The sequence below is a fragment of the Streptomyces xanthophaeus genome (assembly GCF_030440515.1).
Taxonomy (GTDB): Bacteria; Actinomycetota; Actinomycetes; order Streptomycetales; family Streptomycetaceae; genus Streptomyces; species Streptomyces kutzneri.
Genome location: NZ_CP076543.1, coordinates 2505780 through 2517791, shown reverse-complemented (window position 1 = coordinate 2517791; position 12012 = coordinate 2505780). Strand labels below are relative to the sequence as shown.

The following is a 12012-nucleotide window of genomic DNA, read 5'->3' as shown; positions in this document are numbered from 1 at the left end:
CGTAGATCTACGACTTCGAGAGAGAATCACAGACTCATGGCGAACTACACCGCCGCTGACGTCAAGAAGCTCCGCGAGCTCACCGGCGCCGGCATGCTGGACTGCAAGAACGCGCTCGTGGACGCCGACGGTGACGTCGACAAGGCCCAGGAAGCGCTCCGCATCAAGGGTCAGAAGGGCGTCGCCAAGCGCGAGGGCCGTTCTGCCGAGAACGGTGCGGTCGTCTCCCTCATCGCCGACGACAACACCTCCGGTGTCATCGTCGAGCTGAAGTGCGAGACCGACTTCGTCGCCAAGGGCGAGAAGTTCCTGGCCGTCGCCAACCAGCTGGCCGCCCACGTGGCCGCCACCTCCCCGGCCGACATCGAGGCGCTGCTCGCGTCCGAGATCGAGCCCGGCAAGACCGTCACCGCTTTCGTCGACGAGGCCAACGCCAACCTCGGCGAGAAGATCGTCCTGGACCGCTTCGCGCAGTTCAGCGGCGGCTACGTGACCGCGTACATGCACCGCACGATGCCCGACCTGCCGTTCCAGATCGGCGTCCTGGTCGAGCTCGACAAGGAGAACGCCGAGGTCGCCCGCGGCGTCGCGCAGCACATCGCCGCGTTCGCCCCGCAGTGGCTGTCCGCCGAGGACGTCCCGGCCGAGAAGGTCGAGTCCGAGCGTCGCATCGCCGAAGAGGTCACCCGCGCGGAGGGCAAGCCCGAGGCTGCCATCGCGAAGATCGTCGAGGGTCGCGTCAACGGCTTCTTCAAGGACGCCACGCTGCTCGGCCAGGCCTACGCCCTGGACAACAAGAAGTCCGTCCAGAAGGTTCTGGACGAGGCCGGTGTCACCCTGAAGCGCTTCACCCGCATCAAGGTCGGCATCTGAGTCCGTCCGTACGCGACGGACACCGGACCCCGGTAGGGTCTGAGGCAGTCGTCCGCGCTTGCGCGAGGCGACCGCAGATCTGACGAGGAGGCCATTGCCGTAGAGGGAACCGCAAGGACCCACCGGCAATGGCCTTCTTCGTATGTGCACGAGGAGATCTCCATGAATCAGGGCGTGGACCCCCACACCGCATCCGACGACAAGAGCGACCAGGACAAGAAGGGCCGCCGCTTCATGCTGAAGCTGTCGGGCGAGGCCTTCTCCGGTGGCGGAGGACTGGGCGTCGACCCCGACGTCGTCCACGCCATCGCGCGTGAGATCGCCGCGGTGGTCCGCGACGGCGCGGAGATCGCCGTCGTGATCGGCGGCGGCAACTTCTTCCGCGGCGCCGAACTCCAGCAGCGCGGCATGGACCGGGCCCGGTCCGACTACATGGGCATGCTCGGTACCGTCATGAACTGCCTCGCGCTCCAGGACTTCCTGGAGAAGGAGGGCATCGACTCCCGCGTGCAGACCGCCATCACCATGGGCCAGGTGGCGGAGCCGTACATCCCGCTGCGTGCCGTGCGGCACCTGGAGAAGGGCCGCGTCGTCATCTTCGGCGCCGGCATGGGCATGCCCTACTTCTCCACCGACACCACGGCCGCCCAGCGCGCCCTGGAGATCGACGCCGAGGCCCTGCTCATGGGCAAGAACGGTGTCGACGGGGTCTACGACTCCGACCCGAAGAAGAACCCGGACGCGGTGAAGTTCGACGCGCTGGAGTACAGCGAGGTCCTCTCCCGCGACCTCAAGGTCGCCGACGCCACCGCGATCACGCTCTGCCGCGACAACAAGCTGCCGATCCTTGTTTTCGAGCTCCTGGCCGAGGGCAATATCGCCCGCGCCGTCAAGGGTGAGAAGATCGGCACGCTCGTGAGCGACCAGGAAACCCGGGCCTGAGCAGTCCGCTGCCGGACCGAGCGAGCCGCAGGCCGGCTCGCCGGCCCCGCCCGCCCGCCTGAACCATCCATATCTGACATGCAGGAGCACGTGGTGACCGAAGAGATCCTCCTCGAGGCCGAGGAGAAGATGGAAAAGGCCGTCGTCGTCGCCAAGGAAGACTTCGCCGCGATTCGCACCGGTCGTGCGCACCCGGCGATGTTCAACAAGATCGTGGCGGAGTACTACGGCGCCATCACGCCCATCAACCAGCTCGCCTCCTTCTCGGTGCCCGAGCCGCGCATGGCGATCGTGACCCCGTTCGACAAGAGCGCCCTGCGCAACATCGAGCAGGCCATCCGCGACTCCGACCTCGGTGTCAACCCGAGCAACGACGGCAGCATCATCCGGGTGACCTTCCCCGAGCTGACGCAGGACCGCCGCAAGGAGTACATCAAGGTCGCGCGCACCAAGGCCGAGGACTCGAAGATCTCGCTCCGCGCCGTCCGCCGCAAGGCCAAGGACGCCCTTGACAAGCTGGTCAAGGACAAGGAGGCCGGCGAGGACGAGGTGCGCCGCGCGGAGAAGGAGCTCGACGACACCACCGCGAAGTACGTCGCGCAGGTGGACGAGCTCCTGAAGCACAAGGAAGCCGAGCTCCTCGAAGTCTGATGAACGACACTTCCTGGCAGCCGGAGCCGGTTCCGGCGGGTCCCGCATACGATGCGCAGGTGGGCCCGCACACTCGGCCCATGCCCATCGTGCCCGATGCCGCCGGCCGTGACTTCGACGACCGGGAAGCACGCGATCGGGGGGTCGCCGCCGACAGCGGCCCCCTCTTCCGCGCCGATACGCCGCCGCAGGAGCCCATGCCCAGCCCCCCGCCTCCGCATGCCCAGCAGCCGCAGGACGCCTCGCCCCCGCCGCCGAAGAAGCGCGCGGGCCGGGATCTGCGGGCCGCCATAGGGGTGGGCGTGGGTCTCGGCGCGGTGATCTTCGCCTCGCTGCTGATCGTCAAGGCCGTCTTCGTCGGCGTCATCGTCGTCGCGGTCGTCGTCGGCCTGTGGGAGCTCACCTCCCGGCTGCAGGAGCAGAAGGGCATCAAGGCCCCGCTGGTCCCGCTCGCGGTCGGCGGCGCCGCCATGGTCATCGCCGGATACGTCCGGGGGGCCGAGGGTGCCTGGGTCGCCATGGCCCTGACCGTGCTGGCGGTCCTGGTGTGGCGGATGACCGAACCACCCGAGGACTACCTCAAGGACGTCACGGCGGGCGCCTTCGCGGCGTTCTACGTGCCCTTCCTGGCCACCTTCGTCGCGATGCTCCTCACCGCCGACGACGGCCCCGAGCGCGTGATCACCTTCCTGCTCCTGACCGTGGTCAGCGACACCGGGGCCTACGCGGTCGGCTGGCGCTTCGGCAAGACCAAGCTCGCGCCGCGCATCAGCCCCGGCAAGACCCGCGAGGGACTGTTCGGCGCGGTGGCCTTCGCGATGGCGGCCGGCGCGCTGTGCATGGAGTTCCTGATCGACGGCGGTTCCTGGTGGCAGGGCCTGCTGCTGGGCCTCGCGGTCGCGGTCAGCGCCACCCTGGGCGACCTGGGCGAGTCGATGATCAAGCGGGACCTGGGCATCAAGGACATGGGCACCCTGCTGCCGGGACACGGCGGCATCATGGACCGGCTGGACTCCCTGCTCCCGACGGCCCCCGTGGTGTGGCTGCTGCTGGCGGCCTTCGTCGGCACCGGCTGACCCGTCCGGGTTATCCTGGAAAGCGCGCCACTCACAGGTGGTGCGCTTTCCCGTTTCTACGGGATGGACCCGTGAGCTCTCCGGGCACCGGGCGTGCCATCACGTCGACTCCGCTCGCGTGCGGAGATCGCCCGCCCAGGGTTCGTCAGACTTGAGGAGTACCACTCATGGCCCCCCGTCCTGTTCCGGGTGAGCTTACTTTTGTCGCCCCTCGCGGGGCCAAGAAGCCGCCCCGGCACCTTGCCGACCTGACCCCGGCCGAGCGCCGCGAGGCGGTCGCCGCGATCGGCGAGAAGCCGTTCCGGGCCAAGCAGCTCTCCCAGCACTACTTCGCCCGGTACGCGCACGACCCGGCCGAGTGGACCGACATCCCGGCCGGCTCGCGGGAGAAGCTCCAGCAGGAGCTGCTGCCGGACCTGATGAGCGTCATCCGGCACATCTCGTGCGACGACGACACCACCCGCAAGACCCTGTGGAAGCTGCACGACGGCACGCTCGTCGAGTCCGTGCTGATGCGCTACCCCGACCGGGTCACCATGTGCATCTCCTCGCAGGCCGGCTGCGGCATGAACTGTCCGTTCTGCGCCACCGGCCAGGCGGGCCTGGACCGCAACCTGTCCACCGCCGAGATCGTGCACCAGATCGTCGACGGCATGCGCGCGCTGCGTGACGGCGAGGTCCCCGGCGGTCCGGCACGCCTGTCGAACATCGTCTTCATGGGCATGGGCGAGCCGCTCGCCAACTACAACCGCGTGGTCGGCGCCATCCGCCGGCTCACCGACCCGGAGCCCGACGGCCTGGGTCTGTCGCAGCGCGGTATCACCGTCTCCACCGTCGGCCTGGTCCCGGCCATGCTGCGCTTCGCCGACGAGGGCTTCAAGTGCCGTCTGGCCGTCTCGCTGCACGCGCCGGACGACGAGCTGCGCGACACCCTCGTCCCCGTGAACACCCGCTGGAACGTCCGCGAGGTGCTCGGCGCGGCCTGGGAGTACGCCGAGAAGTCCGGACGCCGGATCTCGATCGAGTACGCCCTGATCCGAGACATCAACGACCAGGCCTGGCGCGGTGACCTCCTGGGCAAGCTGCTCAAGGGCAAGCGGGTGCACGTCAACCTGATCCCGCTCAACCCGACGCCGGGCTCCAAGTGGACCGCCTCGCGTCCCGAGGACGAGAAGGCCTTCGTGGAGGCCATCGCCCGCCACGGCGTGCCGGTGACCGTACGGGACACCCGGGGCCAGGAGATCGACGGCGCGTGCGGCCAGCTGGCTGCCTCGGAGCGCTAGATTCCGCTTCTGTTCGACGCGATTCGGCCACGGGGTACCCTGTGGCCGAACCAATTTCATATTCCGACAGGGGAGCGCCACAGCGCTGAGAGTGCGGTATCCGTCATCCGCAGACCCTCTGAACCTCGCCCCGGTCATTCGGGGTAGGAAGTTCGGTCACCACTCTTGCTGTTGCGCCCTGCCCGGCGTCCGCTCTCGCAGCGCCGGGCAGGGCCGCGTCTTCTCCTGGACATCCCAGGAGGAATTCACCGATGAGCACCACCAAGAAGCTGGCGGGCGTCGCGCTCGCGGCCGCGCTGGGCGTCACCACGCTCAGCGCCTGCGGCGGCGGCGACGCCGAGGACAAGACCGCGGAGGCGAGCGGCGCCCCGAAGTCCAAGACCGTCACGCTCGTCTCCCACGACTCCTTCAACGTGACCGAGGCGGTCCTCAAGGAGTTCGAGCAGCAGAGCGGCTACACGGTCAAGGTCCTGAAGTCCGGGGACGCGGGCGCGGCGCTGAACCAGGAGATCCTCACCAAGGGCTCCCCGCGCGGCGACGTCTTCTTCGGCGTGGACAACACCCTCCTCTCGCGCGCCCTCGACAACGGCATCTTCACCCCGTACGAGGCCAAGGGCCTCGCCGACGTGAAGCCCGAGTACGTGCTCGACAAGGAGCACCGGGTCACCCCGATCGACTCCGGCGACATCTGCGTCAACTACGACAAGGCGTACTTCGCCGAGAAGAAGATCGCCCCGCCGCAGACGCTGGACGACCTGACCAAGCCGGAGTACAAGAACCTCCTGGTCACCGAGAACGCCGCGACCTCCTCGCCCGGTCTCGGCTTCCTGCTCGCCTCCGTCGGCAAGTACGGCGAGGACGGCTGGAAGGACTACTGGAGCAAGCTGAAGGCCAACGGCGTCGAGGTCGTCGACGGCTGGGAGCAGGCCTACAACGAGCGCTTCTCCGGCTCCGCGGGCGGCAAGAAGGCCAAGGGCGACCGCCCGCTGGTCGTCTCCTACGCCTCCAGCCCGCCGGTCGAGGTCCTGTACGGCGAGCCGCAGCCGGCCGAGGCCCCCACGGGCGTCTCCACCGGCACCTGCTTCCGCCAGATCGAGTTCGCGGGTCTGCTCAAGGGCGCCAAGAACGAGGAGGGCGGCAAGGCCCTCGTGGACTTCCTGGTCAGCAAGAAGTTCCAGGAGGACATGCCGCTCCAGATGTTCGTGAACCCCGTGACGAAGGACGCCGTCCTGCCGGAGCTGTTCACCAAGCACGGTGTGGTGGTCGAGAAGCCGGAGAACGTGGCTCCCGAGACCATCGCCAAGAACCGTGAGCAGTGGGTCAAGGCATGGACCGCGCTCGTCGTGAAGTAAGCGGTACCAAGGAGCCGGGCGTGGCGTCGGGGGACGCCGCGCCGGGCTCCGGCCCCCGTGAGGGGGCGCGGGCGACCGCCGTGCGGCTCGCCCTGATGGCCGTCCCCCTCGCCTTCTTCGGGCTGTTCTTCGCCTACCCCGTCGCCGCGATCGTCGGGCGCGGCCTGAAGACCGACGAAGGGTGGCAGTTCGGCCGCTTCGCGGAGGTGCTGGCCCGGCCCGACATCGCCGACGTGCTGTGGTTCACCACCTGGCAGGCGTTCGCCTCGACCCTCCTCACCCTGCTGATCGCGCTCCCCGCCGCGTACGTCTTCGCGCGCTTCGAGTTCCCGGGCAAGCAGCTGCTGCGCGCCGTCGTGACCGTTCCCTTCGTGCTGCCGACCGTGGTGGTCGGCACCGCCTTCCTCGCGCTGCTGGGGCGGGGCGGTCTGCTGGACGAACTGGCGGGCGTCCGGCTCGACACCACCGTCTGGGCGATCCTGCTCGCACACGTCTTCTTCAACTACGCCGTCGTCGTCCGCACGGTCGGCGGGCTGTGGGCCCAGCTGGACCCGCGCCAGGAAGAGGCCGCCCGGGTGCTGGGCGCCGGACGGTTCGCCGCCTGGCGGCGCGTGACGCTGCCCGCGCTCGCCCCGTCGGTGGCCGCCGCCTCGCTGATGGTGTTCCTGTTCACCTTCAGCTCCTTCGGCGTCGTACTGATCCTCGGCGGACCGTCGTACTCCACCCTGGAGGTGGAGGTCTACCGGCAGACCGCGCAGCTTCTGGACCTGCCGACGGCGGCCGTCCTGACGATGGTGCAGTTCGCCGCGATCGGCGCGATCCTCGCCGTGCACGCCTGGACCGTCCGCAAGCGCGAGACCGCGCTGCGGCTGGTCGATCCGGGCCGCACCACGCACCGGCCGCGCGGCTGGGCGCAGCGCACCCTGCTGGGCGGCGTGCTGCTGACCGTCGCGCTGCTGATCGCGGCGCCGCTGGGCGTGCTGGTCGAGCGGTCCTTCGACACCCCCGGCGGCTACGGCCTCGGCTACTACCGGGCCCTGCAGGACGCGGGCGCCGGTGGCGGGACCTTCCTGGTCGCGCCGCTGGAGGCGATCTGGAACTCCCTGCAGTACGCGCTCGCCGCCACCGCGATCGCCCTGGTCATCGGGGGACTCGCGGCCGCGGCGCTGACCCGGCGCGGGGGCCGCTTCGTACGCGGCTTCGACGCGCTGCTGATGCTCCCGCTCGGGGTGTCCGCGGTGACCGTGGGCTTCGGTTTCCTGATCACCCTGGACAAGCCGCCGCTGGACCTGCGGACCTCGTGGATCCTGGTGCCGCTGGCGCAGGCCCTGGTGGGCGTGCCCTTCGTCGTACGGACCATGCTGCCGGTGCTGCGCGCGGTGGACGGGCGGCTGCGGGAGGCCGCCGCAGTGCTCGGCGCGTCGCCGCTGCGGGCCTGGCGGGAGGTGGACCTTCCGCTGGTGCGGCGGGCGCTGCTGATCGCGGCCGGGTTCGCCTTCGCGGTGTCGCTGGGGGAGTTCGGCGCGACCGTGTTCATCGCGCGGGCGGACCGGCCGACGCTGCCGGTGGCCGTGGCGCGGCTGCTGGGGCGGGCCGGAGAACTGAACTACGGGCAGGCGATGGCCCTGAGCACGATCCTGATGCTGGTGTGCGCGGTGTCCCTGCTGCTGCTGGAGCGACTGCGGCCCGACAAGACCTCCGGAGAGTTCTGATGACACTGCTTCAGCTGGAGGGGGTGTCGGTCCGCTTCGGCGAGCGCGCGGCCCAGTACGCCCTGGACGGCGTGGACCTCGCGGTCGCCGAGCATGAGGTGGTGTGCGTGCTGGGGCCGAGCGGAAGCGGCAAGTCCACGCTGCTGCGGGTCGTCGCCGGACTGCAGCAGGTGTCCGCCGGCCGGGTGCTGCTGGGCGGGGCCGACCAGGCGGGCGTACCGGTGCACCGGCGGGGCGTGGGCCTGATGTTCCAGGACCACCAGCTCTTCCCGCACCGCGACGTCGGCGCGAACGTCTCCTTCGGCCTGCGCGTGCGGGGAGCCGGACGGGCCTCGTCCGCGGACCGGGTCGCGCAACTGCTGGAACTGGTCGGGCTCCCCGGGGCCCAGGGCCGGGCGGTGGCCTCCCTGTCGGGCGGCGAGCAGCAGCGGGTGGCGCTGGCCCGGGCGCTGGCACCGTCGCCGCGGCTGCTGATGCTCGACGAACCGCTGGGGCAGCTGGACCGGGGGCTGCGGGAGCGGCTCGTGGTGGAGCTGCGGGGGCTGTTCTCCCGGCTGGGCACGACGGTGCTGGCCGTCACGCACGACCAGGGCGAGGCGTTCGCCCTGGCCGACCGGGTGGTGGTGATGCGGGACGGCCGGATCGCGCAGGCCGGGACCCCGCTGGAGGTGTGGCAGCGGCCCGCGTCGGAGTTCGTGGCGCGGTTCCTCGGCTTCGAGAACGTGGTCCCGGCCGTGGTATCGGGCACGCGGGCCGCCACCGCGTGGGGCAAGGTCCCCGTACCGGCCGGATCCCCCGAGGGGGAGCAGCGGCTGCTGATCCGCCCGGCCGGCGTCGTGCTCTGCGCGGCGGGCCTGCGCTGCGAGGTGGTCTCCCGCACCTTCCGCGGCACGCACGTCGCGCTGCTGCTGCGGCCGGAGGCGGGACCGGTGTTGGAGGCCGAGTGCGGGCTGGCGGGGGCGCCGGCCGTGGGGGAGCGGGTCGAGGTGACCTTCACCCCCGCCGAGGTGGTCGTACTGCCCGAAGAGGACACTCCCTAGGGACGGATGCCGTCGCAGGCGATCGGCAGGTGGCGCGGGCCGCGCAGGACCGCGTTCTGCCGGTACTGGGGCGGGTCCTCCAGCAGCCGGGGGTTCTCCAGCCGGCGGGCCAGCTCGCTCAGTGCCAGCTGGGCCTCCTGCCGGGCCAGCGGCGCCCCGAAGCAGCTGTGGATCCCGCTGCCGAGGCCGAGGTGCTGGATGTCCTTGCGGTCGGGGTCGAAGCGGTCGGGGTCCTCGAACCGCTTCGGGTCGCGGTTCCCGGAGGCCAGCATCAGCCACAGGGACGCGCCCTTGGGGATGGTGACACCGGCGACCTCGACGTCGGACAGGGTGGTGCGCTGGGGCAGCAGCTGCACCGGCGGCTCGTACCGCAGCAGCTCCTCGACGATCGGGACGGCCAGGTCGGGATCGTCGCGCAGCCGCTGGAGGACCTCCGGGTGGCGCAGCAGCGTCAGCATCCCGTTGGTGATGAGGTTGACCGTGGTCTCGTGGCCCGCGATCAGCAGCAGCGCGGAGGTGCTGAGCGCCTCCATGGTGGTCATCGCACCGTCCGGACCGTCCGCCGTCGCCAGCTGGGACAGCATGTCGTCGCCCGGCTTCTTGCGGCGCTCCTCGATCAGCCCGGCCAGGTACATGCCCAGCTCCATGCGGGCGTCCATCGCGCCCTTGCCGTGCTGCGTGGGGTCCGCGTCCGGGTCGGGGTCCAGGCTGGCGGCCAGGGTCTCCGCCCACACGTGGAAGCGGGGCTCGTCCTCGCGGGGGATGCCGAGCAGCCGGCAGATGACCGAGACCGGGAAGGGGTACGCGAACTGGTCGACCAGGTCGATCCGGTCCATCTGTCCGGTCTCCACGATGCCGTCGATGAGCCCGGAGACGAGGCCGCCGAGTTCCTCGCGCATGTCGTGCACCCGGTGAGGGGCGTGCGGCGGCCCGAAGGGGCGGTTCGTCATCCGCCGCAGGCGGTCGTGGTCGGGCGGGTCGAGCTTGAGGAAGGACGGGGGCAGCGTGGTCCCCTCCTCGTCGGACTGGCCCCCCAGCGGATCGTCCCCGGTCGCCTTCAGGTTCTTGGCGTCGGAGCTGATCCGCGGGTCGTGCAGGAGGCTGTGGATCTCGTAGTACGTGCTGATGACGTACGGTCCGTCCCCGTCGTGGGACACCGGCGTCTTGCGGAGTTCCTCGTACAGCGGGTACGGATTCGCACGGTTCGCGTAGTCGATGATCTCCCGCAACAGGGCTTGTGTCATGACAGGTCCTCGTGATCCTCGGGGGAGGGCGCGGTGCGGCGCGGCCGGTGGTGCGCGGGGGCGAAGGTCATCTTCCGGGAGTGAAGGTCATCTTCCTGTCGGCCGGTGAATAGCCGCTCAGCGTGATGGTCGGCCCGTGGGTGGGGACGGACGGGTCCGGGAAGTCGGCCGGCAGCGGCTTGGCTCCGTCGGGCCTGCGGTCCACCGTGGAGAACTCCGGCGGGAACGGCGCCGTGGCCTCGATCTGCTGCTCGTAGAACGGCAGCCACCGGCAGTTGTCGAAGGTGACGGCGGCGATCAGCCGCCCCTGGTACCCGTACACGGCCGCGAACCGGCGCTCGGCGAGCGAGCCCTGGGTGATGAGGATCTCGGTCCCCATCGGCGGTACCCCGACCGACTTGATGTTCACGCCGAACTGGGAGGACCAGAACGCCGGAACCCACAGGTGGGGGCGGCGGTCGGCGCTCTCGCTGAGCATGTTGTGCGCGGCGGTGTCGGCCTGGGCGACGGCGTTGCCCCAGTGCTCCAGCGACAGGAACTGGTAGCCGAACAGGGCGTGCGGGGAACGTGCCACGTCACCCGCCACGTAGATGTCATCGGTGACGATGCCCCGGACGTCGAAGGCCCGGCAGCCCGCATCGCAGGCGATGCCCCGCGGGCCCGCACCGAGCCCGGAGCCGGCGAGCCACTCGGTGTTGCGCTGCGCGCCCAGCGAGACGACCACCACGTCCGCCTCGACGGTGGACCCGTCGGAGAAGTGCGCGGCGCGGACCCGCCCGGAGGGGTCACCCTCCAGCGAGGTCACCATGATTCCGGTGCGCAGGTCGACGCCGTTCTCACGGTGCATCTCGGCGGCCACCGCGCCGATCACCCCGCCCAGCGCTCCGACCAGCGGCGCCTCGCCCCGCTCGGCGACGGTGACGTCCAGGCCGCGCTCGCGGCACGCGGAGGCGATCTCGGACCCGGTGAAACCGGCTCCGATGACCAGGACCCGGCGGGGACCGGCGGCCAGGGCCCGTTGCAGCCCCTCGCCGTCGTCCCGGGTGCGCAGTACGAAGACACCCTTGAGGGCGCCTTCCTCCGGATTGGGCCAGGGCCGGGCGCGTACGCCGGTGGCGATCAGCAGCCGGTCGTACTCGACCTCGTCGCCGTTGCCGAGCCTGACCCGGCGCCCGGCCATGTCCAGGCCCGTGGCCGGGACCCCGAGGCGCCAGTCGGCGTCGATGGCCCGGCGGCGGGGGAGCGCGGTGTGGTCGGCGACCGCGTTGCCCAGCAGGACCTGCTTGGACAGCGGGGGCCGGTCGTACGGCTCGTACGGTTCGTCGCCGATCATCGTGAGCGAACCGGCGAAACCCTTCTCGCGCATGGTCTCGGCGGCCCGCAGACCGGCCAGGGACGCGCCGACGACGACGATGCGGCCCTCGCGCTTGAGGTGCTCCAGGGATCCGTCGTGTGTTCCTGCACCGGTCACCGCGCGCCTCCGGAAGGAGATCCGGCGCCGGCCACGGCGTCCGGGGCCACCATGTTCGCCATGTCCTCGTCCGTGATCTCCAGAAGGATGGCCTGTACCGGACAGGCAGCCACGGCACGCATGACGTCCTCGCGCTGCTCCGGATCCGCCTGCGGGTTGTAGAGCAGCGACTCGTCGCCGTGCATGGCGAAGACATCGGGAGCGAGGAAAGCGCACTGGGCGTATCCCTGGCAGCGGTTGAGGTCGACGACAAGCCTCATGACGGTTCTGCCTTTCCCTCGGCCGTTCCTCCCCGTCACCCCCCGAACCCCCGGGTCCTCCCCTTCCCACCAGCATGCACGCGGCACCCACAGGCCGCCTGCCGGAGT

The 12012-nt window shown here is 70.6% G+C and carries 11 protein-coding genes; 8 read left to right on the top strand and 3 right to left on the bottom strand.

Annotated elements, in window-relative coordinates; translation table 11 throughout:
- Positions 1-36: 36 nt before the first annotated feature.
- From tsf to KO717_RS10530, 8 genes are all read left to right on the top strand, one after another.
- Entirely contained in the window at positions 37-873 is an 837-nt protein-coding gene (gene tsf, locus KO717_RS10565; RefSeq protein ID WP_301366227.1) for a translation elongation factor Ts, read from the top strand.
- A gap of 162 nt (positions 874-1035) precedes the next feature.
- Positions 1036-1815, top strand: a complete 780-nt coding sequence (gene pyrH, locus KO717_RS10560) for a UMP kinase (RefSeq protein ID WP_030016384.1) — start codon at positions 1036-1038, stop codon at positions 1813-1815.
- A 93-nt stretch (positions 1816-1908) separates the two neighbouring features.
- Complete coding sequence (gene frr, locus KO717_RS10555) at positions 1909-2466, top strand: ribosome recycling factor (protein ID WP_030016386.1); 558 nt, start codon at positions 1909-1911, stop codon at positions 2464-2466.
- Entirely contained in the window at positions 2466-3542 is a 1077-nt protein-coding gene (locus tag KO717_RS10550) for a phosphatidate cytidylyltransferase (RefSeq protein ID WP_301366223.1), read from the top strand. Before frr ends, KO717_RS10550 begins: the two co-directional genes overlap by 1 nt.
- A 167-nt stretch (positions 3543-3709) precedes the next feature.
- Complete coding sequence (gene rlmN / locus KO717_RS10545) at positions 3710-4825, top strand: 23S rRNA (adenine(2503)-C(2))-methyltransferase RlmN (protein WP_301366221.1); 1116 nt, start codon at positions 3710-3712, stop codon at positions 4823-4825.
- A 251-nt stretch (positions 4826-5076) separates the two neighbouring features.
- Complete coding sequence (locus KO717_RS10540; protein ID WP_301366219.1) at positions 5077-6177, top strand: thiamine ABC transporter substrate-binding protein; 1101 nt, start codon at positions 5077-5079, stop codon at positions 6175-6177.
- Positions 6178-6272: 95 nt separating this feature from the next.
- Entirely contained in the window at positions 6273-7889 is a 1617-nt protein-coding gene (locus tag KO717_RS10535; protein ID WP_301374457.1) for an ABC transporter permease, read from the top strand.
- A complete protein-coding gene (locus tag KO717_RS10530) occupies positions 7889-8929 on the top strand; it encodes an ABC transporter ATP-binding protein (RefSeq protein ID WP_301366217.1) in 1041 nt (346 codons plus the stop codon). The genes KO717_RS10535 and KO717_RS10530 overlap by 1 nt, the downstream gene beginning before the upstream one ends.
- Here KO717_RS10530 and KO717_RS10525 read toward each other — a convergent pair.
- The 3 genes from KO717_RS10525 to KO717_RS10515 form a co-directional block, all read right to left on the bottom strand.
- Positions 8926-10173: a cytochrome P450 gene (locus KO717_RS10525; RefSeq protein WP_301366215.1), complete on the bottom strand. Its 1248-nt coding sequence runs from the start codon at positions 10171-10173 to the stop codon at positions 8926-8928. The genes KO717_RS10530 and KO717_RS10525 overlap by 4 nt on opposite strands.
- A gap of 67 nt (positions 10174-10240) precedes the next feature.
- On the bottom strand, positions 10241-11644 hold the full coding sequence (locus KO717_RS10520) for an NAD(P)/FAD-dependent oxidoreductase (RefSeq protein ID WP_301366214.1): 1404 nt from the start codon (positions 11642-11644) through the stop codon (positions 10241-10243).
- On the bottom strand, positions 11641-11904 hold the full coding sequence (locus KO717_RS10515) for a ferredoxin (RefSeq protein ID WP_301366213.1): 264 nt from the start codon (positions 11902-11904) through the stop codon (positions 11641-11643). Before KO717_RS10515 ends, KO717_RS10520 begins: the two co-directional genes overlap by 4 nt.
- Between the last annotated feature and the right edge of the window lie 108 nt (positions 11905-12012).

What these genes read in the sequence shown, in the direction of transcription:
- tsf (WP_301366227.1), top strand. Translation starts at nt 37, where the DNA reads ATGGCGAACTACACCGCCGCTGACGTCAAGAAGCTCCGCGAGCTCACC.
- pyrH (WP_030016384.1), top strand. Translation starts at nt 1,036, where the DNA reads ATGAATCAGGGCGTGGACCCCCACACCGCATCCGACGACAAGAGCGAC.
- KO717_RS10550 (WP_301366223.1), top strand. Translation starts at nt 2,466, where the DNA reads ATGAACGACACTTCCTGGCAGCCGGAGCCGGTTCCGGCGGGTCCCGCA.
- rlmN (WP_301366221.1), top strand. Translation starts at nt 3,710, where the DNA reads ATGGCCCCCCGTCCTGTTCCGGGTGAGCTTACTTTTGTCGCCCCTCGC.
- KO717_RS10540 (WP_301366219.1), top strand. Translation starts at nt 5,077, where the DNA reads ATGAGCACCACCAAGAAGCTGGCGGGCGTCGCGCTCGCGGCCGCGCTG.
- KO717_RS10535 (WP_301374457.1), top strand. Translation starts at nt 6,273, where the DNA reads ATGGCCGTCCCCCTCGCCTTCTTCGGGCTGTTCTTCGCCTACCCCGTC.
- KO717_RS10530 (WP_301366217.1), top strand. Translation starts at nt 7,889, where the DNA reads ATGACACTGCTTCAGCTGGAGGGGGTGTCGGTCCGCTTCGGCGAGCGC.
- KO717_RS10525 (WP_301366215.1), bottom strand. Translation starts at nt 10,173, where the DNA reads ATGACACAAGCCCTGTTGCGGGAGATCATCGACTACGCGAACCGTGCG.
- KO717_RS10515 (WP_301366213.1), bottom strand. Translation starts at nt 11,904, where the DNA reads ATGAGGCTTGTCGTCGACCTCAACCGCTGCCAGGGATACGCCCAGTGC.